This window comes from Mesorhizobium sp. P3_B5 (assembly GCF_056402815.1).
The window spans coordinates 74,945-100,398 of record NZ_JBFUGR010000011.1 but is presented as its reverse complement, the minus strand read 5'-3'; the positions used below and the strand labels follow the sequence as shown (position 1 = coordinate 100,398).

General features: G+C 62.7%; 29 protein-coding genes and 1 pseudogene. 16 read left to right on the top strand and 14 right to left on the bottom strand.

The features are described from left to right. Nucleotides 1–7 precede the first annotated feature (7 nt). Nucleotides 8–1,351, top strand: coding sequence for an acetyl-CoA carboxylase biotin carboxylase subunit (gene accC / locus AC1DVW_RS23910; RefSeq protein WP_112392211.1), 1,344 nt, complete (start codon nucleotides 8–10; stop codon nucleotides 1,349–1,351). A gap of 26 nt (nucleotides 1,352–1,377) precedes the next feature. Further along, nucleotides 1,378–1,995: a leucyl/phenylalanyl-tRNA--protein transferase gene (gene aat, locus AC1DVW_RS23905; protein WP_477248997.1), complete on the top strand. Its 618-nt coding sequence runs from the start codon at nucleotides 1,378–1,380 to the stop codon at nucleotides 1,993–1,995. Between the two features lie 12 nt (nucleotides 1,996–2,007). Here aat and AC1DVW_RS23900 read toward each other — a convergent pair whose 3' ends face one another. The 3 genes from AC1DVW_RS23900 to AC1DVW_RS23890 form a co-directional block, all read right to left on the bottom strand. Beyond that, nucleotides 2,008–2,394 carry a hypothetical protein gene (locus tag AC1DVW_RS23900; RefSeq protein ID WP_477326398.1) on the bottom strand — a complete coding sequence of 129 codons (387 nt, stop codon included), beginning with the start codon at nucleotides 2,392–2,394 and terminating at the stop codon, nucleotides 2,008–2,010. A gap of 87 nt (nucleotides 2,395–2,481) precedes the next feature. Next, the gene (locus tag AC1DVW_RS23895; protein WP_477277393.1) at nucleotides 2,482–3,018 is read right to left on the bottom strand and encodes a DUF2155 domain-containing protein; all 537 of its coding nucleotides are present in this window, start codon (nucleotides 3,016–3,018) and stop codon (nucleotides 2,482–2,484) included. 113 nt (nucleotides 3,019–3,131) lie between these two features. Further along, the gene (locus AC1DVW_RS23890) at nucleotides 3,132–3,530 is read right to left on the bottom strand and encodes an NADH:ubiquinone oxidoreductase subunit NDUFA12 (protein ID WP_477326396.1); all 399 of its coding nucleotides are present in this window, start codon (nucleotides 3,528–3,530) and stop codon (nucleotides 3,132–3,134) included. Between the two features lie 205 nt (nucleotides 3,531–3,735). Here AC1DVW_RS23890 and panB point away from each other — a divergent pair, with 205 nt between their 5' ends. From panB to AC1DVW_RS23875, 3 genes are all read left to right on the top strand, one after another. Continuing rightward, complete coding sequence (gene panB, locus AC1DVW_RS23885; protein WP_477326394.1) at nucleotides 3,736–4,572, top strand: 3-methyl-2-oxobutanoate hydroxymethyltransferase; 837 nt, start codon at nucleotides 3,736–3,738, stop codon at nucleotides 4,570–4,572. Further along, on the top strand, nucleotides 4,569–5,420 hold the full coding sequence (gene panC, locus AC1DVW_RS23880) for a pantoate--beta-alanine ligase (protein WP_477326392.1): 852 nt from the start codon (nucleotides 4,569–4,571) through the stop codon (nucleotides 5,418–5,420). The genes panB and panC overlap by 4 nt, the downstream gene beginning before the upstream one ends. 215 nt (nucleotides 5,421–5,635) lie before the next feature. Continuing rightward, complete coding sequence (locus AC1DVW_RS23875; RefSeq protein WP_477326390.1) at nucleotides 5,636–6,796, top strand: helix-turn-helix transcriptional regulator; 1,161 nt, start codon at nucleotides 5,636–5,638, stop codon at nucleotides 6,794–6,796. A 90-nt stretch (nucleotides 6,797–6,886) separates the two neighbouring features. Here the strand turns inward: AC1DVW_RS23875 and AC1DVW_RS23870 are convergent, their stop codons facing one another. The 5 genes from AC1DVW_RS23870 to AC1DVW_RS23850 all read right to left on the bottom strand — a co-directional run bounded on the left by AC1DVW_RS23870 (nucleotide 6,887) and on the right by AC1DVW_RS23850 (nucleotide 11,139). After that, nucleotides 6,887–7,585 (bottom strand): AIM24 family protein, encoded by a 699-nt coding sequence (locus AC1DVW_RS23870; protein ID WP_477326388.1) that lies wholly within the window; start codon nucleotides 7,583–7,585, stop codon nucleotides 6,887–6,889. Between the two features lie 124 nt (nucleotides 7,586–7,709). Further along, the gene (locus AC1DVW_RS23865) at nucleotides 7,710–8,198 is read right to left on the bottom strand and encodes an N-acetyltransferase family protein (protein WP_477326386.1); all 489 of its coding nucleotides are present in this window, start codon (nucleotides 8,196–8,198) and stop codon (nucleotides 7,710–7,712) included. 4 nt (nucleotides 8,199–8,202) lie between these two features. Continuing rightward, nucleotides 8,203–9,702, bottom strand: coding sequence for an Asp-tRNA(Asn)/Glu-tRNA(Gln) amidotransferase subunit GatB (gene gatB / locus AC1DVW_RS23860; RefSeq protein ID WP_477326384.1), 1,500 nt, complete (start codon nucleotides 9,700–9,702; stop codon nucleotides 8,203–8,205). A 159-nt stretch (nucleotides 9,703–9,861) separates the two neighbouring features. Beyond that, a complete protein-coding gene (locus tag AC1DVW_RS23855) occupies nucleotides 9,862–10,293 on the bottom strand; it encodes a CBS domain-containing protein (RefSeq protein WP_477249016.1) in 432 nt (143 codons plus the stop codon). A gap of 102 nt (nucleotides 10,294–10,395) precedes the next feature. Continuing rightward, on the bottom strand, nucleotides 10,396–11,139 hold the full coding sequence (locus tag AC1DVW_RS23850; protein ID WP_477326382.1) for a rhomboid family intramembrane serine protease: 744 nt from the start codon (nucleotides 11,137–11,139) through the stop codon (nucleotides 10,396–10,398). A 403-nt stretch (nucleotides 11,140–11,542) separates the two neighbouring features. Between AC1DVW_RS23850 and AC1DVW_RS23845 the strand changes: the two are divergent. The 9 genes and pseudogenes from AC1DVW_RS23845 to AC1DVW_RS23805 all read left to right on the top strand — a co-directional run bounded on the left by AC1DVW_RS23845 (nucleotide 11,543) and on the right by AC1DVW_RS23805 (nucleotide 19,877). Beyond that, nucleotides 11,543–13,050, top strand: a pseudogene (locus tag AC1DVW_RS23845) (sugar ABC transporter ATP-binding protein). Continuing rightward, nucleotides 13,047–14,060, top strand: a complete 1,014-nt coding sequence (locus AC1DVW_RS23840; protein WP_477326380.1) for an ABC transporter permease — start codon at nucleotides 13,047–13,049, stop codon at nucleotides 14,058–14,060. The pseudogene AC1DVW_RS23845 and the gene AC1DVW_RS23840 overlap by 4 nt, the downstream one beginning before the upstream one ends. A 203-nt stretch (nucleotides 14,061–14,263) precedes the next feature. Beyond that, the gene (locus AC1DVW_RS23835; protein WP_477326378.1) at nucleotides 14,264–15,346 is read left to right on the top strand and encodes a WD40/YVTN/BNR-like repeat-containing protein; all 1,083 of its coding nucleotides are present in this window, start codon (nucleotides 14,264–14,266) and stop codon (nucleotides 15,344–15,346) included. A 5-nt stretch (nucleotides 15,347–15,351) separates the two neighbouring features. Next, the gene (locus AC1DVW_RS23830; protein ID WP_477326376.1) at nucleotides 15,352–15,645 is read left to right on the top strand and encodes a MoaD/ThiS family protein; all 294 of its coding nucleotides are present in this window, start codon (nucleotides 15,352–15,354) and stop codon (nucleotides 15,643–15,645) included. 524 nt (nucleotides 15,646–16,169) lie between these two features. Next, nucleotides 16,170–16,808 (top strand): PAS domain-containing protein, encoded by a 639-nt coding sequence (locus tag AC1DVW_RS23825; protein ID WP_477249024.1) that lies wholly within the window; start codon nucleotides 16,170–16,172, stop codon nucleotides 16,806–16,808. Between the two features lie 117 nt (nucleotides 16,809–16,925). Then, nucleotides 16,926–17,543 carry a PilZ domain-containing protein gene (locus tag AC1DVW_RS23820; RefSeq protein ID WP_477249105.1) on the top strand — a complete coding sequence of 206 codons (618 nt, stop codon included), beginning with the start codon at nucleotides 16,926–16,928 and terminating at the stop codon, nucleotides 17,541–17,543. A gap of 283 nt (nucleotides 17,544–17,826) precedes the next feature. Further along, nucleotides 17,827–18,435 (top strand): transglutaminase-like cysteine peptidase, encoded by a 609-nt coding sequence (locus tag AC1DVW_RS23815; protein ID WP_477249026.1) that lies wholly within the window; start codon nucleotides 17,827–17,829, stop codon nucleotides 18,433–18,435. Between the two features lie 452 nt (nucleotides 18,436–18,887). Then, the gene (locus AC1DVW_RS23810; protein WP_477326374.1) at nucleotides 18,888–19,253 is read left to right on the top strand and encodes an HNH endonuclease; all 366 of its coding nucleotides are present in this window, start codon (nucleotides 18,888–18,890) and stop codon (nucleotides 19,251–19,253) included. Nucleotides 19,254–19,316: 63 nt separating this feature from the next. Further along, on the top strand, nucleotides 19,317–19,877 hold the full coding sequence (locus AC1DVW_RS23805) for an ankyrin repeat domain-containing protein (RefSeq protein WP_477326372.1): 561 nt from the start codon (nucleotides 19,317–19,319) through the stop codon (nucleotides 19,875–19,877). A 43-nt stretch (nucleotides 19,878–19,920) separates the two neighbouring features. Here AC1DVW_RS23805 and AC1DVW_RS23800 read toward each other — a convergent pair whose 3' ends face one another. Together AC1DVW_RS23800 and AC1DVW_RS23795 are read right to left on the bottom strand one after the other, a co-directional pair. Beyond that, nucleotides 19,921–20,448 (bottom strand): gamma carbonic anhydrase family protein, encoded by a 528-nt coding sequence (locus AC1DVW_RS23800; RefSeq protein ID WP_477326370.1) that lies wholly within the window; start codon nucleotides 20,446–20,448, stop codon nucleotides 19,921–19,923. Nucleotides 20,449–20,467: 19 nt separating this feature from the next. Then, nucleotides 20,468–20,812 carry a DUF6949 family protein gene (locus AC1DVW_RS23795; protein ID WP_477326368.1) on the bottom strand — a complete coding sequence of 115 codons (345 nt, stop codon included), beginning with the start codon at nucleotides 20,810–20,812 and terminating at the stop codon, nucleotides 20,468–20,470. A gap of 140 nt (nucleotides 20,813–20,952) precedes the next feature. Between AC1DVW_RS23795 and AC1DVW_RS23790 the strand changes: the two genes are divergently transcribed. After that, nucleotides 20,953–21,684: a hypothetical protein gene (locus AC1DVW_RS23790; RefSeq protein ID WP_477249034.1), complete on the top strand. Its 732-nt coding sequence runs from the start codon at nucleotides 20,953–20,955 to the stop codon at nucleotides 21,682–21,684. Nucleotides 21,685–21,932: 248 nt separating this feature from the next. Here the strand turns inward: AC1DVW_RS23790 and AC1DVW_RS23785 are convergent, their stop codons facing one another. Together AC1DVW_RS23785 and cysE are read right to left on the bottom strand one after the other, a co-directional pair. After that, the gene (locus tag AC1DVW_RS23785) at nucleotides 21,933–22,136 is read right to left on the bottom strand and encodes a DUF3126 family protein (RefSeq protein ID WP_013531334.1); all 204 of its coding nucleotides are present in this window, start codon (nucleotides 22,134–22,136) and stop codon (nucleotides 21,933–21,935) included. A 151-nt stretch (nucleotides 22,137–22,287) separates the two neighbouring features. Continuing rightward, on the bottom strand, nucleotides 22,288–23,136 hold the full coding sequence (cysE, locus tag AC1DVW_RS23780) for a serine O-acetyltransferase (protein WP_477249039.1): 849 nt from the start codon (nucleotides 23,134–23,136) through the stop codon (nucleotides 22,288–22,290). Between the two features lie 133 nt (nucleotides 23,137–23,269). Between cysE and AC1DVW_RS23775 the strand changes: the two genes are divergently transcribed. Next, the gene (locus tag AC1DVW_RS23775) at nucleotides 23,270–23,869 is read left to right on the top strand and encodes an HD domain-containing protein (protein WP_477326366.1); all 600 of its coding nucleotides are present in this window, start codon (nucleotides 23,270–23,272) and stop codon (nucleotides 23,867–23,869) included. 241 nt (nucleotides 23,870–24,110) lie between these two features. Here the strand turns inward: AC1DVW_RS23775 and AC1DVW_RS23770 are convergent, their stop codons facing one another. Continuing rightward, nucleotides 24,111–24,878: an alpha/beta fold hydrolase gene (locus AC1DVW_RS23770; RefSeq protein WP_477326364.1), complete on the bottom strand. Its 768-nt coding sequence runs from the start codon at nucleotides 24,876–24,878 to the stop codon at nucleotides 24,111–24,113. A gap of 15 nt (nucleotides 24,879–24,893) precedes the next feature. Then, nucleotides 24,894–25,454: a DUF192 domain-containing protein gene (locus AC1DVW_RS23765; protein WP_477249045.1), complete on the bottom strand. Its 561-nt coding sequence runs from the start codon at nucleotides 25,452–25,454 to the stop codon at nucleotides 24,894–24,896.

Here is a 25,454-nt window from a genome sequence, read left to right as displayed (position 1 = left end):
AACAGGAATGTTTCAGAAAATCCTCATCGCCAATCGCGGCGAAATTGCTCTGAGAGTGCTGCGCGCCTGCAAGGAGCTCGGCATCCAGACCGTGGTGGTGCATTCGACCGCCGACGCCGACGCCATGCATGTGCGGCTTGCCGACGAGAGTGTCTGCATCGGCCCGCCGCCATCGCGTGACAGCTATCTCAACATCCACCAGATCGTCGCCGCCTGCGAGATCACCGGCGCCGATGCGGTGCATCCGGGCTACGGCTTCCTGTCGGAAAACGCCAAGTTCGCCGACATCCTGGCCGCCCACAACATCACCTTCATCGGTCCGTCCGGCGACCATATCCGCATCATGGGCGACAAGATCGAGGCCAAGCGCACCGCAAAGCGCCTCGGCATCCCGGTGGTGCCCGGTTCGGACGGCGCGGTCACCGATCAAAAGGAAGCCAGGCGCATTGCCGCTGAGATCGGCTATCCCGTGATCATCAAGGCATCGGCCGGCGGTGGCGGGCGCGGCATGAAGGTCGCGCTTACCGAGGCTGACCTTGAGATCGCCTTGCAGACGGCGAGCACGGAAGCCGGTGCGGCCTTCGGCGACGATGCCGTCTACATCGAGAAATACCTGGAAAAGCCCCGCCATATCGAGGTGCAGGTGTTCGGCGACGGCGCCGGTCGCGGCGTCCATTTCGGCGAGCGCGACTGTTCGCTGCAACGCCGTCACCAGAAGGTCTGGGAAGAGGCGCCCTCGCCGGCCCTCAACGCCGAGGAGCGCGCCCGCATCGGCGGTATCTGTGCCAAGGCCATCGCCGACCTCGGCTATTCCGGCGCCGGCACCATCGAATTCCTCTACGAGAACGGCGAGTTCTACTTCATCGAAATGAACACCCGCCTGCAGGTCGAGCATCCGGTGACGGAAGCGATCACCGGCATCGATCTCGTGCACGAGCAGATCCGTGTCGCCTCCGGTGGCGGGCTTTCGGTGCGCCAGGAGGACATCAAGTTCAACGGCCACGCCATCGAATGCCGCATCAACGCCGAGGATCCGCGCACCTTCACGCCCTCGCCCGGCACCATCACCCATTTCCACACGCCAGGCGGCCTCGGCATTCGCGTCGATTCCGGCGTCTATTCCGGCTACAAGATCCCGCCCTACTACGACAGCCTGATCGGCAAGCTGATCGTGCATGGCCGCAACCGAGTCGAATGCATGATGCGGCTGCGCCGCGCGCTCGACGAATTCGTCGTCGACGGCATCAAGACGACACTGCCGCTGTTCCGCGATCTCGTCGGCAATGCCGACATCGCCAATGGCGACTACGACATCCACTGGCTGGAAAAATACCTGGCCAAGGAAGAATAGCCACGACTTGCCGCTATGATGACGCGATGACCCGTCCCTACGCGCCCGGCTATCGCATCCCGACAGACCTTTTGCTCAAGGCCTATGCTTCGGGCGTCTTCCCGATGGCCGAAAGCGCCACCGACCCGGAAGTGTTCTGGGTGCGGCCGGAGACGCGCGGCATCATTCCGCTCGACGGCTTTCACGCCCCGAAGAGCCTAAGAAAGACGATCCGCAAGAACCCGTTCGACATCCGTTTCGATTTCGATTTCGAGGCGACGATCGATGGCTGCGCCGAACGGCGCGAAGAGCGCCGTTCCACCTGGATCAACGCGCCGATCCGCGAAGCCTATGTGCAACTGCATCGGCTCGGCCATTGTCATTCGGTAGAGGCGTGGCGCGAGGAGCGGCTGGTCGGCGGTCTCTACGGCGTCTCGCTCGGCCGGGTGTTTTTCGGCGAGAGCATGTTCGCCAGGGAGACGGACGCTTCGAAGACCTGCTTATTTTATCTTGTCGAGCGGTTGAAGGCGCGCGGCTTCGCGCTGCTTGACACCCAGTTCACCACCGAACACCTCAAGCGCTTCGGCGCGGTCGACGTGCCGCGTGGCAAATACGAGAAGATGCTTGCCGACGCGCTGAAGGGCGAAGCCGTCTTTTTTCCCTGACGGTCAGACTTTTCACCCTTTCGCGGCGGTCTCCATCGGCGTCTGCGAGTGGAACATCATCTTCCAGCCATTGACGCGATGGACATAGCCGGTGCTGACCAGCGCCGCGTATGGCTCGCCGTTTTCTCTGACGGCGCGAGCCTCGTAAGTCATCATGATGATGTCGCTGCCCGGCTCGATGATGCCCTTGAGGTCCATCTTCAGATTGCGCCAACGGTTCGGCTTGGTCGCGGTCTTGGCCAGATCGGCATTGTCCATGGCTTGCGCCATTTTCGGAAACGCCACGAGGCATTCGGTGTCGACATTGGCCTCATAATAGGCCGCGTCGCCGGTCCAGAACCCTTTTTCGAGTTCGAGCAGGTCTTTCTTGCTGGCGGTGATCCGCTTGCTGTCTGACATCGGGAAATCCTCCGGCGCATCGATGCGCGGTCTCCTTCCCTAACGTATGGCCAGCCGGGCGGTTCCCCAACCGACTGGTATTGGGGATCAGTTCGCGTCGGTGCTGTCGGGGTCGGTCGCTTCCGGAGCGGCGGCGGCCTTCGGCTTGGACGTATCGACCTTTGGTGTGCCGGCCTTGGCTGCATCGGGCGGCGGCACGTCCGACTTCTGCTTGCAGCCCTTCAGCCAGACGTCATAGACGGCGTGCTCGACCGCGTTGAGGCCCGGGCTTTCGGCAAACATCCAGCCGGTGAAGATGCGGCGGATCTTGCGATCCAGCGTGATCTCGTCGACCTCGACAAAGGAATCGGTCTTCGGCTCTTCGGTTTCCGGCCGCGAATAGCAGATGCGCGGCGTCACCTGCAAAGCGCCGAACTGCACCGTCTCGTCGATATAGACATCGAAGGTGATGATGCGGCCGGTGATCTTGTCGATGCCGGCGAATTCGGCGACGGGATTGGTGATGCGATCGGACGCCGCGGGCGCCTCCGGCGTCTGCGCAGCGGCGAAAGCCGCCGTGCATGCGGCAACACTTACGGCCGCCGCCGTCAGTCCACCCATCGCGATTCGGCTGAAAATGCTCATCTGGGAATACCGGTGGTTTGCGCCCGGGTGATTCTCTCACCCAAGGCTAGTCGCCGCTGTCATACCAGCAAGCAGCTAAACGCCAATTGTGGCGACAAAAGACCGGCAGCCGGTCAAGAACCGGGCGTCCAGGCGTCGTAGTCGCCCGTCACCTGCGGCCGGTGCTGATTGGTCAGCACCGAGCCCTTCGGGCGATAGGCAGCAGCACTTCCCGTGAGGTTTGGTTCGTGCGCCTTTTGCCAGTCGCGCGGCCGGTAGTCGTCGCTCGGCGGGGCCACATCGACGCGGTGATGGATCCAGCCGTGCCAGCCCGGCGGGATCGCCGAAGCTTCGGAATAGTTTCGGTAGATGACCCAGCGGCGGGTGCGGCCTTCCGAATCGACACCGCCCTCGTAGTAGATGTTGCCGGTCTCGTCCTGACCGACCTTCGTGCCGTAGCGCCAGGTATGCAAGCGCGTTCCCAACGTCTGGCCGTTCCACCAGGTGAAAAATTGCGAAAGGAAAGTTTTCATCCAGATCCTCGCGGCGGCAGCTGCGGCGCCCGTTCCTGCTTATGGCGTCAGCCCATCGCGAAGGCAAGAGTTTTGGCGCAGTTGCGGCACTAGGTCGTCTAGCGAAGCCGCCAACGTCACGCTTGCCAAGCCCCCATCGTCTTTCTAAAGCTCTGCGCGCCCGGTACGGGTATCCGGCCTGATTGCCGGTCGAGGGAGGTGACGATTGGCCCCACACGCATCCGACCCTGATGTCCGGATCGGCGCCGAGACCATTCGCCGTCGCAAGGGCGGCGTGCCGATCGTCTGCCTTACCGCCTATACCTATCCTGTCGCCCGGCTGCTCGATGACCACGTCGACCTGCTTCTGGTCGGCGACAGCGTCGCCATGGTCCTGCATGGGCACAAGACCACGCTCGGCGCCTCTCTGGAGATGATGATCGCCCACGGACAAGCGGTGATGCGCGGCTCTGCAAAGGCCTGCGTGGTGGTCGACATGCCGGCCGGCAGCTACGAGGCCTCTGCAGCGCAGGCAGTTGCCTCGGCCAGGCGCATCGTCGATGAAACCGGCTGCCAGGCCGTCAAGCTGGAAGGTGGCGTCGACATGGAAGGGCAGATCGCCGCCATCGTCGCTGCCGGCATCCCGGTGATGGGGCATATCGGCCTGCTGCCGCAATCGGTGGAAAAGGACGGCGGCTACAGGATCAAGGGCCGCGGCGAGGAGAACGTCGCGGCACTTTATCGCGACGCTGACGCGGTCGAAAAGGCCGGCGCGTTTTCCGTGGTCATCGAAGGCACGGTCGAGACCGTCGCCGCCGAGCTTACCCGGCGCATTGCCATCCCGACCATCGGCATCGGCGCCAGCGGCGACTGCGACGGCCAGATTCTGGTCATCGACGACATGGTCGGCCTGACCGTCGACCGCGTGCCGAAATTCGTCAAGCAATATGCTGACTTGCGCAGCGTCGTCGCGGGTGCGGCCGCGCGCTACGCCGCCGAGGTGCGAGACCGGAGCTTTCCCGGTCCGGATCACGTCTTTTCAGCCAGCAAGGACAAGACATGAGCCGGCCAACCGTCGTCGACAGCGTCGCGGCGCTTCGCGCGCAAATTCTGGACTGGCGGCGCGATGGCCTGAGCGTTGCCATGGTGCCGACCATGGGCGCGCTGCATGACGGCCATATCTCGCTGGTCCGGATAGCGCTCGAAAGAGCCGATCGCTGCGTCGTCTCGATCTTCGTCAATCCGACACAGTTCGCGCCGACCGAAGACCTCGACAAATACCCGCGCCAGCTTGCCAACGATCTCGACCGGCTGGCGCAAGCCGGCGCACATCTTGCCTTCACGCCGACTGTTTCCGAGATGTACCCGGCCGGCTTTGCCACAAAGATTTCGGTTGGCGGCCCGTCTTCCGGACTGGAATCTGATTTCAGGCCGACCTTCTTCGATGGCGTCGCCACGGTCGTGGCAAAACTCTTTCTGCAAGCATCTCCTGACCAGGCGATCTTCGGCGAAAAGGACTACCAGCAGCTCTGCGTCGTCAGGCGGCTGTGCCGCGATCTCGACCTGGCCGTCGAAATCATCGGCGCACCGACCGTGCGCGACGCGCAGGGCCTCGCCATGTCGTCGCGCAATGCCTATCTCGGCGCCGCCGAGCTTGAGATTGCACGCCAGCTCAACGCCATCCTTTACAGATCGGCGGCCGCACTTGCAGCCGGCGCGGACGAGACCGGCGTGACCGGCGAGGCCAGCCAGGCTCTTCTCAGCGCCGGCTTCCATAGAGTCGACTATGTCGCGGCGCGCGCCGGCCTGACACTTGGCCCGTGGCGGCGAAACCACGACGGGCGCCTGCTCGCCGCCGCCTGGCTCGGCAAGACCAGGCTGATCGACAATGTGGAAGTTCCCTCAGCATAGCGCGCAGGCCACGGCCGCCAGCGCCACTCAAGCAATGTCGTGCAGACCACTAGATGCGGCTCCACTGGGCACAGGTGATGCAGCCTGGACACAACCATAAGCCGATATGAACCAATTCACATACATCGAGAGGTCGAAGAGGTTGTGTGCGACCTTCCGCAAAACTATTGTGGAACTTGGCACTGAGTCATTGCTGTCGCGGCAAACGAGAACCCATGTCTCCCCTCACAAATACGATCGGTCGCACACTGCCGCAGGTCGTCGAGGCAATTTACGATTCGATTGCCGACGTCGACCGCTGGCAGGCGACACTCGACGCCATCTGCAAATTGGCAATCGGCCAGCTGGCCATACTCGGTGTCGTCGACACGGTCAGCAACGCGGCCCGATTTTCGGTTTCCTGCGGCGATCCGGCCATACTCGAACCGCTGCAGCGGGAGTACGGTGCCGCCGTGCCCTTCTCCACGGCCTTGCCGAAGATGGACATCGACACGCCCTTCACGGTCGATTCCATCTATGCGCTGCAAGGTCCGGGCGCGCGGCAGAACTGGCTCGAAAGTCGCATCGTGCGCGAATGGGTGGAGCCCAACCGGCTCGACGATTTCTTCTGGGTGGCGCTGATCAAGCGGCCAACCCGCGTCGGCACGCTGATGGTGGTGACGGACAAGGACAGGCGCCAGATTTCGAGCGAGGATCTCGAGCTGATTTCCCAGCTCGCACCCCATGTCCGCCGCGCCGTAACCATCGGCGACCTGTTCGAGGCCGAACGACGCAAGGCCGAGATTTTCAGCTCGATCATCGAGGGCCTCGACCATCCGGTGCTGATCGTTGCCGACGACATGCAGATCCTCTTCGCCAATCCGGCGGCAGAAACGCTGCTGGCCGAGAACATTTCGGTGTCTTCGGCGCGCGGTCAACTGTCGTTCACCTATGCCGACGCCAATGCCGCGATCGGCCTTGCCGTCGAGCTCGGCACGCGCGACGAATTCGCGCTCGGACCCTCCGGCATCAACATCCCACTGGTCAGGGCCGCCGTGCCAGCGGTGGCGCATGTCATGCCGCTGGCGCGGCGTGAAATTTCGGCACGCGTGTCGCAGCGCGCCGCAGCCGCCATCTTCATCGCTGCTGCCGGCTCAACTCCAATGCCGGCGCTGGATGCGATCGCGGCGCTGTTCGGGCTGACCGCAGCCGAAAAACGCGTCGCCGGCCATGTCGCCGCCGGCCTGACGCGCCGTGAGATTGCCGCCACGAGCGGCGTCTCGGACGGCACCGTCAAGTCGCAACTGGCGACGATCTTCGACAAGACCGGCGCCAGTGACCAGCGCGGACTGGAACTCTTGATGCGCGAATTGTCACCGCCCCTGCGCTCGAGCTGACACTGCGGCAGGGCATTGTGAGCCGGCTCTATCTCTTTGTTTGAGCATGATCTTTTCCGAAAACCGGATTCCGCTTTTCGGGATCATGCTCTATTCCTCGGTTGGCATATGCAGATACATCGACTGGATGCCGACCCGGCCTGGTCCGGTGAAGCGATTGACGATGAAATTCATGTTGGCGCCGAAAAACCCGCTGGAGAGCCGGTCGATCTTGGTTTCCATCTTCACCGACACATCCTTGAACAGCCAGCCGCCCGGCTCGATGTCGATGGTTTCGCCGGCGCCGAGCGTTTTCTCGAAGACGTTGCCATAGCCGTGCAGCCAGACGATGCCGTCGCCGGAATCGCCGCGAAAACGGTCGATGAAGAAGCCGCTCTGGCCAAACAGCATCGTCGCCAGGCCACGCACGCGTTCGAACGTGTAGTCGACATTGCCGGTCGCCGCGAGGAACTGGTGCTCGCGCACCTGGATTTCCTCGCCGTGCCGCAGATGAATCGGCACGATATGGCCAGGCCCGTCGCGGCTGAAGGCGATGATGCCGGCTCCCGACGCCTCGGTGACAAAAATCTGCATGCCGGCCATCATCCGCTTCAGCGCGCCCTTGAGCGACTTCAGGCCGATGGTGATGGTGGAGTTCTTCCACAGCAGGATGTGATGCTCGAAATAGACCGGCATTCGCGTCACATCGACCGAAAGCACCGGCACCAGTTCGCCAGCAATATGATAGGTGACACCACCAAAGGTTTCGTCCGACACTTCTGTCGGCATCAGTTCCGGTAAGCTCGGCATGAAATCCCCCTCGCGCCGTCGCGTCCCGTCTCGTCATGCGGGTACGGATCGGCGAAGGCAGCCTTCATCGCCCAGGGGACGCAATCAAATCAAAAACACGCGATGGCCCGAGCGATCCGGAAGCCTATCCGATGGCCTTCTCGAGGATCAGCGCCGGCAGCCCGGAACTGCCGCCGCAATCGGCAGTCTTGCCGGAGGGCAGAAATCCTTGCGAACGGTAGAAGGCAATGGCCGCGGCGTTGGCTTCTTCCACTTCAAGGCGCAGCATTTGCGCCTCCGGAAAGCTCGCCTCGACCTCTTCCAGCAATGCCTGCCCAATGCCTTGTCTTTGGCAGTCGGGATGGACATAGAGCTGGTTCAACAGGACGATTTTCGTATCCGTGGTGGCAGCGGCATAAGCCATACCGCCGATGCGTTTGCCATCGTCGGCCACCAGGAATTCGGAATTCGGCCGGACCAGCCGCGCCTTGAGCGCGGCGATAGAATGCCATTCATCGGTGATTTCGGTGACCCTGCCGTCACCGTAGATCGCATCGTAGGTGGCGTGCCAGGTCTCGACCAGCAGCGTGCGGATGGCAGCAAGATCGCGTTCCCCGGCGGTGCGGACGAACATCGCCCTACTCGATGCCGAGCTTGGCCTTGACCAGATCGTTGACGGCCTGCGGATTGGCCTTGCCGCCGGTCGCCTTCATCACCTGGCCGACGAACCAGCCGGCCATGGTCGGCTTGGCGCGCGCCTGTTCGACCTTGTCGGGATTGGCGGCGATGACCTCATCGACAGCCTTCTCGATGGCGCCGGTGTCGGTGACCTGCTTCATCCCCCGACTTTCGACCAGCTGGCGTGGGTCGCCGCCCTCGTTCCAGACGATCTCGAACAGGTCCTTGGCGATCTTGCCGGAAATGGTGCCTTCCCTGATCATGTCGATGACGGCACCGAGCTGATCGGGTGTGACAGGTGCATTTTCAATGTCCTTGCCGGCCTTGTTCAGCTGGCCGAGCAGATCGTTGATGACCCAGTTGGCGGCCAGCTTGCCGTCGCGACCCGCAGCGACTTTCTCGAAATAATCGGCGATCGGCTTTTCCGACACCAGGATCGAGGCATCGTAGACCGAAAGGCCGAGCGACGAGATCAGCCGTGCCTTCTTGTCGTCGGGAAGTTCGGGCAGGTTTTTCGCCAGCGCATCGACATAAGCCTGGTCGAATTCCAGCGGCAAAAGGTCGGGGTCGGGGAAATAGCGGTAGTCATGCGCCTCTTCCTTGGAGCGCATCGACCGCGTCTCGCCCTTGACGGCATCGAAGAGCCGCGTTTCCTGGTCGATCTTGCCGCCATCCTCGAGAATGGCGATCTGCCGGCGCGCCTCGTATTCGATCGCCTGGCCGATGAAGCGGATCGAGTTGACGTTCTTGATCTCGCAGCGCGTGCCGAATTCGCCGCCGGGCTTGCGCACCGAGACATTGACGTCGGCGCGCATCGAGCCTTCGTCCATATTGCCGTCACAGGTGCCGAGATAGCGCACGATGGTGCGCAGCTTGGTCACATAGGCCTTGGCCTCATCGGCCGAGCGCATGTCGGGCTTCGACACGATCTCCATCAGCGCCACGCCGGAGCGGTTGAGATCGACATAGGACATGGTCGGATGCTGGTCGTGCATCGACTTGCCGGCATCCTGCTCCAGATGCAGGCGCTCGATACCGACCTCGATGTCCTCGAACTCGCCCTGCCGGTCCGGCCCGACGGAGACGATGACCGTGCCCTCGCCGACGATCGGCTGCTTGAACTGCGAGATCTGATAGCCCTGCGGCAGATCGGGATAGAAGTAGTTTTTCCGGTCGAACACCGACTTGTGGTTGATCTGCGCCTTCAGCCCAAGGCCGGTGCGGATCGCCTGCTTGACGCATTCCTCATTGATGACGGGCAGCATGCCCGGCATTGCCGCGTCGACCAGGCTGACATTGGCGTTGGGCGCGGCACCGAAGGCCGTCGAGGCGCCCGAAAACAGCTTAGCCTCGGAAGTGACCTGCGCGTGCACTTCGAGGCCGATGATGATCTCCCAGTCGCCTGTGGCGCCCGGGATCAGGCGTTTGGCGTCGGGCGTGCGGGTATCGATGAGGGTCATGGCGGCCTGCGAATTGGAACTACGGCATATGCGCGAGCGCATATTTGGTGTGCAACTTCGCTAGTGCAAACCGCCAAAAGAGACAAGCGCCCAAAACATAGACGCAAGGCCGCAGGCCGGCCTTTTCAGCCGCTTGCCTCGAATTCTGGTTTCTCTCGCTCAAGCCGTGGCGATATAGGCTCGGATCTCGTCGGCCTCGCGCTCGACATCCTCGATGCGACGCTTGACCACGTCGCCGATGGAGATGATGCCGTCGAGCAACCCGTTCTTTTCAACCGGCAGATGGCGGAAACGGCCCTTGGTCATGATCTCCATGACCTCATTGACGGTGTGGTTCTCGTTGCAGATCTTCACCTTCGGCGTCATTGCCGAGCGCACGGCGATATCGAGGGCGGCAGCACCTTCCTTGGCGACGACCCGCACGATGTCGCGCTCGGAAAGAATGCCGACGATCTTGTGATCGCCATTGGTGATGACCAGCGCACCGATCTTGTGGTCGGCGAGCATACGAATGGCCTCGCTCAGCTTTTCGTTTGGCCCGAGCGTCAACACGTCGTGGCCTTTTTTCTCGAGAATTGCCTTAACGGTCATGGCGTCCTCCTCAATTTTTTGCTCGCCGGTTCCTGCCCTGACCGGCTTTCACGTTCTGGTGAACATCGTGCGCCGTGATCGGTCGCATTTCAAGTGCGATGGTCACTGCTCGTGCTCGTGAACCTCCTGCTGTCGCCGATCGAAAAGACGCAGACCGAAGAAGCCGGCGACAAAGCCGCCAATATGCGCTTCCCAGGCGATCTGGCTGTCGACGCCGGGGGCGCCGAACAGGCCGGTGGCGAGATTGATGATCATCCACATGGCGAGGAAGGTCATGACGCTGCGCGAGCGCAGCACCGCTGATATCGACAGCGGCGCACCGGCAAAGGCGGCTTTGCCGGATGAACGGTCGATGCTGAAGCCAAAGCGCGCGGCAGCACCCATCATGCCTGAAATCGCGCCCGAGGCGCCGACCAGCGGCGCCTGGCCAAGCGGATGCACAGCCCAGAACAGCAGCACCGCCGCCAATCCGGTGGCGGCGAAGAACAGCGAAAACCAAAGCGTGCCAAAACGATTCGCCAGCGGTGAGCCGAAAGCCGCCAGCCACACCATGTTGATGCCCAGATGCGCAAAACCGCCATGCAGGAAAGCATAGGTGAATGGGCTCGAAAACGCATAGAAATCAAGGTCGAACTGGCCGGAATAGCGGATCGGAATAAAGGCCGCCCGCACAAGCAGCGCATAGTCCTGCTCGTCGGTGAGCCCATAGTAGCGGATCAGGTGGACGACGACGCAGATGCCGATCACCGCCAGCACCACGGGCGGCAGGTTGAACACCGGCTCGCGGCGCGGCTCCGGAGCAGGCTCCGCCAGCTCGGTTTCCGATGGGCTTACAGGTTCGCTCATACGCCTTGCACTCAGTTCGGGGATTGGACGTCGCGAGCTTTAGAGCAAGGAGGCTCAACTTGGAACAATTCAGTTTCCCGAGAGCCAATGCCCGGCAGGGGTCGCCGGTCATTTGCTAAAAACCAGGCAGGCAACAAGGCGGAAATGCTCCCGGAGTTGAAAAACTCGCAACCAGAGTTCTCGGAAGCGATGAGGCCGGTCCCTAGAATGCAGCCGGCCGATGTGTTCGTCGATGCCAATGGCATCGTCTACTCGCCGGATTACGATGCCGGGCTGGCGATCATGGAGTATGAGAGAAGCGATTCCCGTCCACTCCCTTGCGCCGCTTGGCCAGGGAAACCCTGGCCGAACCCTTTCCCAACCTGTAACCGGCTGAAGCCACTTGTTCCTCCCCACCTCCTCCATCGCCATCTCGATTGCCGGGATCGAAAAATCCTTTGGGCCGACGCGCGCGCTCGCTGGCGCCGACCTTGCCGTCGCGGCTGGCGAAGTCGTGGCGCTGATGGGCGCCAACGGCGCCGGCAAATCGACATTGGTGAAAATCCTTTCCGGTTCGCATACGCCCGATGCCGGGACGATCACGCTGAACGGCAGGACCGTCACCTTCGCCTCGCCGAGCGCCGCCAAGGCAGCCGGCATCGCCACCGTGCATCAGGCGACCGACCAGGCGGGTGCTGCCGGCCTGACGGTTGCCGAGAACCTGCTGCTCGATGAACTGTGCGGCAGTAGCGGGCGCTTCCTCGTCTCAAACAGGTCGATCCGCAAGCGCGCGAGAGAGATCGCAGCGCTGATCGATCTCGACCTGCCGCTCGACCGCGACTTTGCCGATTTGCGCCCGGCCGAACGCCAATTGATCGCCATCGCACGCGGTGTCGCGGCCAAGGCCTCCGTCCTGATCCTCGACGAGCCGACATCGAGCCTGTCGACCACGGAAGCCGACCGGCTGTTCGCCATCATCCGCCGGCTGCGCTCGACCGGCATGGCAATCCTCTACATCTCGCATCGGCTTGGCGACCTTGCCGCGATCGCCGACCGCGCCGTCGTCATGCGCGGCGGCCGCATCGTCGGTGCCTTTGCCAGGCCGATCGATTTCCCGGCGGCTGTTGCCGCCATGATCGGCCGAACACTGGAAGCCGTTGTCCATGACGGGAAGAGCTCGACCGCGCCGGTCATCGCGTCCATCAAGGGCGCACAACTGATTGCCGGTGCGCGACCCTTTGACCTCGAGCTCAGCTCCGGCGAAGTCGTCGCCATCACCGGCACCCTCGGTTCGGGCAAGAGCCGGCTGCTGCGGCGCTGTTCGGCCTCGAAACATTGGCGCAAGGCAGCGTCGTGCTCGACGGCAAGCCGTGGCTTTCGAGCGGGCCGGCGCAATCGATCGAAAGCGGCGTGTTCATGGTCGCCGAGGATCGCTGGCAATCGTCGCTGCTGCCACCTGAAATTCCCGGCGCCTCGATTGCCGGCACCATCGCCCTGCCGCATCTGAAGCGCTGGTTTCCAGCTGGCCTGCTGCGAGAGAAGCGGGAGCGCAAGGTTGCGGCCGAGGCAATCGCCCGACTCGGCATCAAGGCGCGCGGCCCCGACGACACGCTCGACGAGCTTTCCGGCGGCAACCAGCAGAAGGTCGTGCTCGCCCGCTGGGAGGCGGCACCGTGCCGGCTGCTGCTGCTCGACGAGCCGTTCCAGGGCGTCGATGTCGGCGCGCGCGCCGATCTGATCGCCGCGATACGCAGCAGCCAGAGCGGTTCGGCCACGCTGATCGCCACCAGCGACACCGAAGAGGCGCTGGAAGTTGCCGACCGCATCCTCGTCATGCGCAACCATTCACTTCATGAGGCCGCAGACGGCCATGGCTCGCTGACCGACCAGATCGGCAAGGTCGAGAGCGAAGAAGCCGGAGACCATCGATGACCGACCAGACGACAGCGCAGGCCGCGCCGCGCGCATCGCTTTTCCGCGAGATACGCCGCTATGCCCTCTTCGTGCTGCTGGCCCTGCTGGTCGTCGGCTTCTGGCATGTGCAGCCCGCCTTCATCCGCTCGGCCAATCTGTTCTCGATCCTGCAGGCGGTTTCTGTGGTGGCGATCCTGGGCGTCGGGGTTTCGATCACCATGGCGGCCGACGGCTTCGATCTCTCGGTTGGCAGCATGGCCGCATCGTCGGTGATGGCGGCAAGTTATGCCATGGTCGTCTGGCAATTGAACGCGACCGAGACCATGGTGCTGGTCTTGTTGATGGGCGCCTTCATCGGCCTCGCCAACGGACTGTTGATCGTGCGCGTCGGCGTCCCCGATCTTCTCGCCACGCTGGCGACAATGTTCCTGCTCGCCGGCGTGCAACTGATCCCGACCGGCGGCCGCTCGATTACCGCCGGCATGGTGCTTCCCGACGGCTCATCGGCTCCTGGTGCGTACGATCCGGCTTTCCTGGTCCTCGGCCGCTCCAGGCTTTTCGACACGATTCCCCTGTCTGTCGTGGTCATGGCCGTTGTCGCCGTTTTCGCCTGGTTCCTGATGGAACGCACGCGCTGGGGCCGCGTCTTCTACGCCATCGGCGGCAACGAAACGGCCGCCCATCTTTCCGGCGCGCCGACCAAGGCATACCGGCTCTGGGCCTATGTCCTGTCAGGCACGCTGGCTTCTCTGGGAGGGCTGATTGTCGCCTCGCGTGTCGGCCGCGGCGACGTGTCGGCGGGCAATTCGTTGCTGCTCGACGCGGTCGCCGCGTCGCTGATCGGCTTTGCCGTTCTCGACAAGCGCCGCCCGCATGTGATCGGCACGGTGGTCGGCGCGATTTTCGTCGGCGTGCTGCTCAACGGCCTCACCATGCTGAACGCGCCCTACTACACGCAGGACTTCGTCAAAGGCGTCGTGCTGGTTGGCGCGCTGGCGCTGACCTTCGGCCTGGGCAAGAAGCGGTAACTCGAGCAATTCCGGAAAAGTGCGTGGCGGTATTCCGCCCGGATCGCACTCCAGCGCGGCGTCAGGCGATGACAGCACAGGGCGGCGGCATATCTTCTCATCTTGGCCTCGACGGGTTTAGACTGCAAAAAAATTCCTGACCCTTGTCGGCCAGGCCCACGCTCCGCCGTCCTTGATGAAAGGCATGCAATCGGGAGGAGAAAATGCCGGAAAAAGTCCTGGTCCTCATCGGCACGAAAAAAGGCGCCTTCATCGCCGAGAGCGATGGCAAGCGCGGGTCATGGAAGCTGCGCGGTCCGTTCTGCGAGCACTGGCCTATGAACCATGTGGTCGGCGACGCCGCGACCGGCGCGATCTACGGCGCCGGCGGCAACGAATGGTTCGGTCCGGCGGTCTGGAAGTCGACCGACCTTGGCGAAACCTGGACACATTCCAGCGATGGCTTGGCCTATGAGGCTGGCGAGGAGCCGATCAAGGCGGTGTGGAGCCTCGCCAGGCGCAACGGCAGCCTCTATGCCGGCGTGCAGCCGGCCGGCCTGTTTCGCTCCGACGACGACGGCGCCACCTGGAGCCATATCGAGGGCCTGCAGCATCACCCCAGCCGCAAGGACTGGAACCCGGGTGGCGCCGGTCTCATCCTCCATTCGATCGTCACGCACCCTAGAGACGAGGAGCAGATCTGGGTGGGCATCTCGTCCGCAGGCGTGTTCTACACCTGGGACGGCGGCAAGACGTGGGAGCCGCGCAACCGCGGCACCCGTGCCGACTTCCTGCCCGAAGGACAAAACTATCCGGAGTTCGGCCAGTGCGTGCACTGCCTGGTGATGGCGCCCGGCAAGCCCGATCGGCTCTACCAGCAGAACCATTGCGGCATGTACCGCTCCGACGACGGCGGCAAGAACTGGCAGAGCATCGAGAAGGGCCTTCCCTCGACCTTCGGTTTTCCTGCGGCCACGCATCCGCGCGACGCCGACACCCTCTTCCTCCTGCCGCTCAACGGCGACAGTGCCGGCCGCTACGTGCCGAACGCGAAGGCGGCTGTCTGGAAGACGCAGGATGCGGGCGCCACCTGGTTGGACGAGCGCAAGGGCCTGCCGCAGGAGAACTGCTATGCGGGTGTGTTGCGGCAGGCCATGGCGACCGATAGCCTCGAGCCGGCCGGCGTCTATTTCGGCACCAGTGGCGGCTCGCTCTTCGCCAGTGCCAACGAAGGCGAAAACTGGTCGGAGATCGCTCAGCATCTGCCCACGATCCTGTCCGTCGAGGCGATGGTGGTGAGCGGGTAGGGCAAATGCCGAACGACACCGTCAGCAGCGTATCCCTCGTCGTCGCCCGGCTCCCGGGCGTGCTCATGGACCTGTTTCCCGGCGCACCGCGCCGGGTCGAGTTGCCGGCCTCGACCGTGAAGGAAATGATCGACGGGCTGGACGCGCTCTGGCCCGGCATGCGGGACCGCATGTGCGATTCCCGCCCGGCGATCCGCCGCCATATGAACGTCTTCGTCGATGGCGAGAAGGCAACCCTGAAAACCAGGCTCGCGCCCGGCACCGAGGTTTTTATCCTGACGGCGATCAGCGGCGGCTAGGCCAGGGAAGAAAAGTAGCCCGAGCCTCCCGCCCCCCTCGCCGTAAGCGAGGGAGGGGAGAAAAAAGTCAGTTGGACGGGATCCAGCTTGCCGTCGCTGCGTCGCTCTGGCCGAAAGCCGGAAGCTTGGCGTCGAGATCCTCGATCGTCTTGAAGCGCGCCATTGGCAAAGGTCGCTGTTAGCTGGCCGCAGCGCGCCTCGATCGCGAATCATCGAGCGCGAATCAAAAAGAAGCCGTCCAAGGTTTCCCTTGAACGGCTGGTCGAGCCCCCTGCTCCCCTAAAACTCTCAACTGAAGTGCTGCCGATCGTCGCGAAACGACCGCTTCTGGAGTGGTTTTTATGTGCCACAGACCCTGCCTGCGGGCAACGTAAACCACTTGTTAACCTTAACGACCCCGACCCGTGAACAAGTGTTAACGCTGCTGGCACGCATCCTGCGACGCACCGCATGTAGGTCATCGGAGAGCGCCCTTTCTGTTCCCCGATGGGACACCAGAAGACAGAATGCGCGGAGCTGCTAGCATGAAACAGAACGGGTCGATCACACTGTTCCAATATTGGAACAGGCTGCGTGATGGGCGCTCTGCCCCGAAGCGTTCGGAAGTAGAGCCCGCTGATATTAAATCGCTGTTGGCCGACACCTTTATCCTGGAAAGGGATACCCGAGGTGAAGCCGTGTTTCGGCTTGCCGGCACCCGGCTTTGCGCCGTCTACGGGCGCGAACTCAAGGGCTTTTCCTTTCCCTCGCTTTGGCGCCAGAAGGACCAGCGGCTTGTCTCCAAGTTGTTCCATGGCGTTCTCGAGCAGAAATCCGTGGTGCTCATCACCTATGAGGGCCTCAGCCAAAACGGCCGTTCCAACCGCTTCGAACTGCTTGCCTTGCCGCTCGACGGCGGGATCGAAAATCCGCGCTGCCTGGGCGTGATCAGCGCCGTCGAAAAGCCTTTCTGGCTGGGGGCGGACCCGATCACCGACGCATTGATCGACGCGATCCGCGTCATCGATCCGGACAAGGACCCGATGTTCCTCAAAAACCGGCCGGAGATCGCCGTTCCCTCGCTTGTGCCGTCCGAATTCGACCCGCCGGAAACGATTTCGGCACTTGGCCGGGCGCGCCGCATCCGCCACCTGGTCGTGTTCGACGGCGGGCGCGAAGAATAACCCCAAATCTTAAAGCAGTGCGGCCGGCTTTTCCCCTTTGTTAACCTGCTTTCCTGTAGTTTTGCGGGTGAAGTTCCTCGCATCGGCGCGCAGGAATGCCAACGGGGTGTAGGCATGATGAGGTCAGCGGCGGTCGAGTCCGCGCCGTCCCGAGCCGAAAGGCGTAACTTTCAGCGCGTCCGTGTGAAGATCTACGGGCGCTTCATGCTGGAGGACCGCACCGAGCATCCGTGCCAGGTGATTGACATGTCGCCGGGCAATGTCGCGCTTCGCACCGATCGCGTCGGCATGCCGGGCGAAAAAGTCATTGCCTATATCGATCATATCGGCCGCATCGAGGGCGTGGTGACGCGCACCTCGCAGGACGGCTTTGCGATGACCGTCATTGCCTCGGACCGCAAGAAGGACAAGCTTGCCGCGCAGCTGACCTGGCTTGCCAACAAGCATGAACTCGATCTTCCAGAAGATCGCCGTCACGAACGCGTGGCGCCGCGTAACCCGACCAGCGTGCTTCAGCTCACCGACGGACGCCAGTATCAGTGCCGCATCATCGACCTGTCGCTGTCGGGCGCTGCCATTGAGATCGACGTCAAGCCGGCGATCGGCATCCAGGTCATGCTGGGAACCATGCGCGGCCAGGTGGTGCGCCATTTCGAGGATGGCGTCGCCATCGAATTCGCCGTCATCCAGCGACCCGAAACACTCGATTCCGAATTCAACGCCCCGCGCTCCTGAGGCAGCGACATAGCGATCCAGGGGACCGGCCATTGCGGCCGGTTTTTTGTTGACCGGACATCCCGCCAAAGCCTGCCGTCGGCTCCAGCAATCCACACTCACCAGCGCCGTATCGGCGGCGGCGCGGGCACCCGGCTTGGTTAGAAATACCTGAAGAATTTTATACTCAAATAGCTCAAATTTTACGTTTATTCTACTGAGGTTTTACTCAAAATCTACTTCGGGTTTTTGCGTCAAATAAATCCACCCCTGTCATGGTCTTCTCAAACGGGGAGACTGAACAATGAACAAGACGAGGGGCAAGCTGTTGCTTATGGCAATAGCGATGCAGCTTTCCGCTTGGGGAACAGCGGAAGCGGCGCAACCAGCCTTCATGCACACTGGCGGCCGCACCACGCAGCCGGTCGGCCATTATGAGTTCTGCCAGAAGCTTCCGCAGGAATGCACCGAGCGGACGCCGAAGCAGGCGCCGGTCGAACTGACCCGCAAGCTGTGGGCGACGATCGTCAACATCAACAATTCGGTCAACACCCGGATCATCCCGCGCACCGACATGGAGCAGTGGGGCAAGGAAGAGGTCTGGTCCTATCCCGACAATGGCTTCGGCGACTGCGAGGACTATGCGCTGGAGAAGCGCCGCGAGTTGATGAGCGCCGGGGTCCCCGCCGGCAATCTGCTGATGACGGTGGCGCGCCAGCCGAATGGCGACGGCCATGCGGTGCTCACCGTGCGCACCAGCCTCGGCGAGTTCATCCTCGACAATCTGGAGCCCAGGGTGCTGTCCTGGACCGACACCGACTACACCTACCTGAAGCGCCAATCGGACCAGAATTCGGGCGTTTGGGTGACGATCAACGACGGCCGCGCCGACGCGGTCGCCAGCGTCCGCTAGCACGCCGGTGCATATCGCCCAAAACTGCGCCGCGGTTTTGGGACATGCACAAACCAGAGGTCAAGCACGCCGCATAGTGCGATGTGCCTAACGAGGAAGCCCGGTCGAGTCCCCACCCTCCCCGTCCCCAACGACCGGGCTTTAAGGAGCCGGCCCCGTCCCCGGGCCGGCTCCACCATTTCTGCGATAACCCATAGAAATTCTCGGCAGCAGAGATCAACTTGATCGTCGCCAAATTTTGAAGTATTAGACGTATGTGGAGACGTTCTAGAGTTCGTCTGGGAGCCGTTGTGGGTGACCTTATAGGTGCTGTTCTTATGCTCAGCATTTACCACTAAATACTGCGGAGTGACACTCTACAGTGTCGTCTTGTGCGAGGGATATCCCTTCCGAATAAGGGGCAATCGCTAACCGGTTGCTGCACATCCGCTTCATGTTGATGAAGCAAAAGGATGTGCGAAATGTGCAAATCAAACAGACTGATAAAACTTAGAACAGCGCAGGCAGAGCGGCAGAATTGGCGATGCTTCTACTGCAATTTTCCGATGTGGGATGGAAACCCGAGGCTCATGGCGGAGCGTAACCATCTGCCTGTCGGACTGCTCAACCGTTTCCGTTGCACCGCGGAACATTTGAAGCCACGAATGAACGGCGGACGAGAGAGCCTCGATAACATTGTTGCAGCATGCGTATTTTGCAACAAAACTCGCCATAAGATGCGAGATGTGTTGTCGCCTGTTGCTTACCAACAGCGCGTCCGAAGGCGGGTAGCGGCCAGGAAATGGCATCCGGTCGAGTGTCACCCCTTGTCGAAATGATATTTCAAATGGCGTTTGATCGCTGCAGTATCAGCGATCAAACGCCACCTCTGGATCACGGCGATGTTGGAAATCCCGGAAGATCGCTGCGAGCGCCACCGTCTGTTCAAGGCGATCGACGATGCGTTCAAGGCCGGCGATTTCGATGGCCTCGGCGCGGCCTTGGGCGACTCGCCCCGCTGGTTCGACGAGCACATGCCGTTCGAACTTGGCCTTGGCCATCCGCTGGAATATGCGATCTACTGGAGCCCCGTCGGCTTCATTTCGACCTTGCTGGGTGCGGGCTCGGATCCGAATTATCAGGATCAGGGCGGGTTTCCGGCGATCATCGCGGCGCTGTCCACCGACCGGGCGGACAGGCTGGAAATCGTCAAAGTGTTGATCGATGGCGGCGCCGACCCCAACATGCGGGGCGTGAACGACTGGACGCCGCTTCACTATGCGGTGGCCATCCGCAGCGTCGATGCGATCGGCCTGCTTTTGGCGGCGGGCGCCGACCCGGCGCTCGAAACCCGCATCGATCACTATACGACGGCCCTCGAAGAAGCCGACAATGCCGGCTTTGAAGCCGGCGCTTCATTGCTGCGCGATGCATTGGCCGGGCGCGGCCCCGACAGAAGGTGAGTTGGGCGCAATGGACCGCCGGCGAGGATTGGCTGGGCCGGCGTCAGACCTCTCTCAGCCCGGCCTTGAACCGCTTGCCGTTGGCGACGTAATGCGCAGCCGACGCGCGCAACCTTGCGACGGCCGCATCGTCCAGCGTCCGGATCACCCGCGCGGGCGAGCCGACGATCAGCGAATTGTCGGGAAATTCCTTGCCTTCGGTGACCAGCGCGCCGGCGCCGACCAGCGAATTCTTGCCGATCCTGGCGCCGTTCAGCACGATGGCGCCCATGCCGATCAGGCTGTTGTCGCCGATCGTGCAGCCATGCAGCAGTGCGCGGTGGCCGATCGTGCAGCCCTGTCCGATGGTCAGGGGAAAACCGGGATCGGTGTGCATCACGGTGTGTTCCTGGACATTGCTGTCGGCGCCGATGACGATCGGCTCATTGTCGCCGCGGATGACGGCGCCAAACCAGAAGCCGGCGTTGCCGCCGACCCTTATGTCGCCGATCAGCGTCGCGTCGGGCGCGATCCAGTTGCTGTCGGCGTCCTCGAAGCTGGGCGCCTTTCCGTCGATCGCATAGGTCGGCATCGTCTGTCTCCGAATCGTCTCACACCGGGAGCTCGATGGAGCCTAGGAGCGTGCCTGCCCACGACGCAATGGCGATCAGCACGACACCCAAGGCCAGCGCCCAGGCGACAGCGGTGCAGCCGCAGGAAATCAGCGCCAGTGTCGAAATGCGCCCCTGCCGACGGGCGTCAAGCGCATCATTGACGAGCATGAACGGCCCCGCGCATGCGGTTGCAGCCAACGAGCGCACAATATGCGACGGCGACACGTAGGGCTCAACAAAGGCAAGCCGGCGGCCCGAGATCAGCTCCATCGCCGATCCGACCAGGCCGCATGCGGTCACGCCGACCGCAAAAGCGAAGAGAGTGAGTTCCACCGGGCTCATCTTTACCTTCCGTTTACCATGAAATCGCACAGTCGCATCCGATACGCGCGCTGCAAGAGCCATGCCGCGCTATGTGTGCCGCCCGAGGACACCTCCAAGGACATCCAGGGAGGGACAGGCGGCCGATATTGGGGATTGCGATGAAGCAGGCTGCCACCGCCGATAGTCCGGAGTTCGACATCGTCGATTCCAGGCTGATGAAGCGGGTGTTCTATGCCTTCGCGACGCTGGCACTGCTTTCGGTGGCGATCAGCCTGGGCGGCAAATGGTTCGGCCGTTCGATCGCCATGGCCGGCTATACCGACGACGCGACCATCCACAGGATCGTCATCGGCAACAACGTCATCGCCGTGCCGGCCAATGTCATCCGCTTCGATCAGGCGCGGCGCGACGGCGTCGCCTCGCGCCTCGATCTCTATCTGCGCTATCCCGAGATGGACGGCTACAGCGAAGCCGCCCGCGACGACTTCAACCACACCGGTCAGAGCAAGGACATTATCTTCCTGTCCTTGGAGCCGCAGATGATGTCGCGCGACATGAGCGGCCGCTTCGCGCCGATCTACAGTGCAATGATCGTCCCGCCCGGCACGCCCGGTCCCGGCGGCACGACGATTTACGCCTTCACCGAAAAATCAGGCTATCTCAACGAGGTGCTCGCGGTCGCCAGCCGGCCCGGCAAGACTCCCTTCGTGGCCCGTTGCCTGAGCGGCCCAAGCGCGGAAGAATCGTTGGCGCCATGCGAGCGCGACATCCAGGTGGGCGACAGCCTCGCCCTCACCTACCGCTTCCCCAAGGAGTTTCTGGACAACTGGCAGGCGCTCGACGCGGCGATCGCCACCAGGGCTGCGCAAGTCCTGAAGACCGCGCATTAGCGGCTCCTTCGTCATCCACGGACGGAGCGGGCGCAAAGCCGCGCGGACCCGAGTATCCCGTGCGGGCGGCGAAGCGATGCAGAATTTTGTTGTTGGAGAGCGGCAGAGGTCGTTTCGGGCCGCTGTACTCCTGCGCCGATGTCGCGGCATGGATCCCAGGGTCTTCGCGACGCCGCTGCGCGGCTGCTTCGCCCTGGGATGACGAAGGCGCGACGGACTGCCGCCAATCGCCGAAGTGCCGTCCTGGCTCAGGCCAGATCGATGTCGAGAATCGCCATCGAGAAATTATAGTCGCCGTCATCCTCGTCCTTGAAGACGATGCCGAGAAACTCGTCGCCGACATAGACCTCGGCCGAATCGTCCTTGCGCGGCCGCGCCTTCACTTCGAGTTTGGGATTCTGGAAGACGCGCTTGAAATAGGCGTCCAGCTTTCTGATTTCGTCCGGCTTCAACAGTCTTCTCCGATCGTCGGGCTTGCTGATTTGAACGCGCTTCTGACACGTCGACAATGGCGATGTAAAGGCAAGCAGGCCATATCGCACGGGAACCAGGCCCAGGCGCGTGCAGCCGGATTTCGGCGCCGGCGCCCGGGGAGCCGGAAAATCAGATGTCGAAGCTGACGACGTGGTCCATCGACTGCGACGGCAAAAGCTGGTCCATCTGCCGCGAAGGCTGGTCGCAGCCGGTCTCGCCGACGACGCGGGCCGGCACGCCGGCAACCGTCTTGTTGTGCGGCACCGGTGACAGCACCACCGACCCCGCCGCGATCTTCGAGCAATGGCCGATCTCGATGTTGCCGAGGATCTTGGCGCCGGCGCCGATCAGCACGCCGTAACGGATCTTGGGATGGCGGTCGCCGCCGGCCTTGCCGGTACCGCCCAGCGTCACACCATGCAGGATCGACACGTCATCCTCGATCACCGCGGTCTCGCCGACGACAAGGCCGGTGGCGTGGTCGATGAAGATACCCTTGCCGATGCGGGCGGCAGGGTTGATGTCGGTCTGGAACACCGAGGATGAGCGGCTCTGCAGATAGAGCGCGAAATCCTTGCGGCCCTGGTTCCAAAGCCAATGCGCCAGCCGGTGCGTCTGGATGGCGTGAAACCCCTTGAAGTACAGCACCGGCATGATGAAGCGGTCGCAGGCCGGATCACGGTCGTAATAGGCCTGGATGTCGACGCGCACGGTCGACGACCATTCCTTGTCGTCGGCCAGCATCGACTTGAAGGTCTGGCGGATGAGATCCGAACCGATGTCCTGATGGTCGAGACGCTCGGCCAGCCGGTGGATGACCGCTTCCTCGAGGCTCTCCTGGTTCAGGATCGTCGCATAGAGGAACGCCGCCAGCAGCGGATCGCGGTTGACCGCTTCCATCGCCTCATCGCGGATCGAACGCCAGATCGGATCGACCGGCTGCAACGCGCTGTGTCGGGAAATGCTGATGCTGTTCATCGACGTCTCGTCCTGCGTCCTGCCGGCTTGCCTATTGTCCGGCCGCACATATAAGCCAGATCATAGCACGATTGAACTCAATTTTCCTTAGTGCTTGGTCAAATGGATTTGGTTCACGGAAATTCAAGCCGCCATGGAAAACGAACCCTTGATCGACGCGCCGCTGAAGCACGAGCTTTCCGCGCTCTATCAGGCCGAGGGCCGCCACTATCACAACCTCGCCCATATCGAGGCGATGCTGGCGCTGGCCGCCGACTATCGCGCATTGCTGCACGACCCCGGGGCGGTCGAGGCCGCGATCTGGTTCCACGACGCCATCTATGACAGCCGGGCCAAGGACAATGAGGCCAGGAGTGCCGCACTGGCGGCGGAAAAACTCGCCGGTCGCACCAATACGGAGCGATTGGATCGCATCGTGGCGATGATCGTGGCCACCGCAACGCATGAATTGCCCGCCCTTGCCGACAAGGAAGCCTACCGCGAAGCTGCTCTCTTCCTCGATATGGACCTGTCGATCCTGGGAGCCTCACCGGAAGCCTTCGACGCCTACGAACAGGCGGTCCGCCGCGAATATGGCTGGGTGGAGGAGCCGATGTGGCGCGCCGGCCGTGGCGCGGTTCTGAAGACTTTCCTCGCTCGCCCGCACATCTTCCACACCGAGGAGTTCCAACAGCGGTTCGAGCCCCAGGCCAGGCAAAACATGGCGCGGTCGCTCGAAGCGCTCAAGTCCTAGTCCGGAAACGTCTCCATGCGCTGGGCATACTTCCTGAACCCGGCGTAACGGTATGCGTTGACGGGTTAGCGAGAAGGCGCTCGAACTCGCCCACAGGCAGGCGCCAGCATGACGGAGCGTTTGCCGAGCCTGCCTGTCGCGACGACGCCCGGCAGAGCCTCCGTACGTCTTCCCCATTGTGCCACTGTTTCCCACCCCTCGCCGGTCGCCCAATCCCCGTCACCCAAAACTGCGCAGCGGTTCAGAGCGGATTTTCGGCATAAAACTCAAGCACCCGCTGCTTGAAGGCCTTGTCCCCGACAGCCAGCATGTGGTCGCGGCCCTCGATGTGAAAGGCTCTGGCGTTGGGCATCAGCGCCGCCAGTTCTTCCGGCGAGCCGCCAATGTCGTCCCTGGTGCCGACAGCAATCAGCGTCGGCTGGGCGATGCGCGCGATGTCGTCCTCGCTCAACAACTCCCGCGACTTGGCGATACAGGCGGCCAGCGCCAGGCGGTCGCTGCGTGTCTGGTCGGCGAAGGCGCGAAACGAGCGGCCGCGCGGATGGCTGGTGGCATCGGGATCGTCGGCAAGAAGGGCTGCGGCAATCGGATCCCAGTCGCCGACGCCATCGACCATGCCGATGCCGAGCCCACCGAAGACCAGTGTCGCCACCTTGTCCAGATCGGACAGCGCCAGAAACGCCGAAATGCGCGCGCCCATCGAATAGCCCATGACATGAGCCCGCTCGATGCCGAGATGGTTGAGCAGAGCCGCTCCGTCCGACGCCATTTTGGCCGGCGTGTAGTCAGCCTCGTCATAGCTTTTCGACGAGGCGCCATGGCCGCGATTGTCGAAAGCGATGGCGCGGTAACCGGCATCGTTCAGCGTCTTGAACCAGCCGGGCGACACCCAGTTGACGTAGTGGCTCGAGGCAAAGCCGTGGATCATCAGCACCGGGTCGCCCCGGCCCGAGGCCGGCTGACGATCGAGGAAGGCAAGGTCGAAACCATCATGGGAGAAAAACTGCATCCGTGGCCAGCCCGTTCAGCCGCCGACGCTCGGCGCATCGCCCTTGTCCGCCGGCGGCTTGCCAGGCCCGGACGCGGTGCCGATTGCTGGATGACGCAGCAGGTCGTTGTACTCGATGCCGTCCCTTGCGGCGGTGCCCGCCTTGAGTTCGAGCACGAAGCGTACCGGCAGGCCGGACGAGACGATCGCCTCGGATTGCGGTTCGCCTTTCTTGATCGCCCGGATCCTGCCGTCCTGGCCGACGAAGATCAGGTCGAGCGGCATCGGCGTGTTCTTCATCCAGAAGTTCACTTGCCCGACAGTCTCGAACACGAACAGCATGCCATGATCGTCGGCCATGTCCTCTCGGAACATCAGACCGGCCTCGCGCTCGGCGCCGGTATCGGCGACTTCGATGGAGAAGGAGCGTTCGCCGCCTTTCGTCACCGCGACCAACGGCGTCGGATCGACCGGCAGGATCATCGCCCGGCTGTCGGCGGCACTTGGTTCCTGCGAATAGAAATAGGCGCCGGTGGCGGCGGCAACGGCAATCACGGCGCAGATCGCACCCGCAGTCAGCCAGATCCTGTTAGCCAT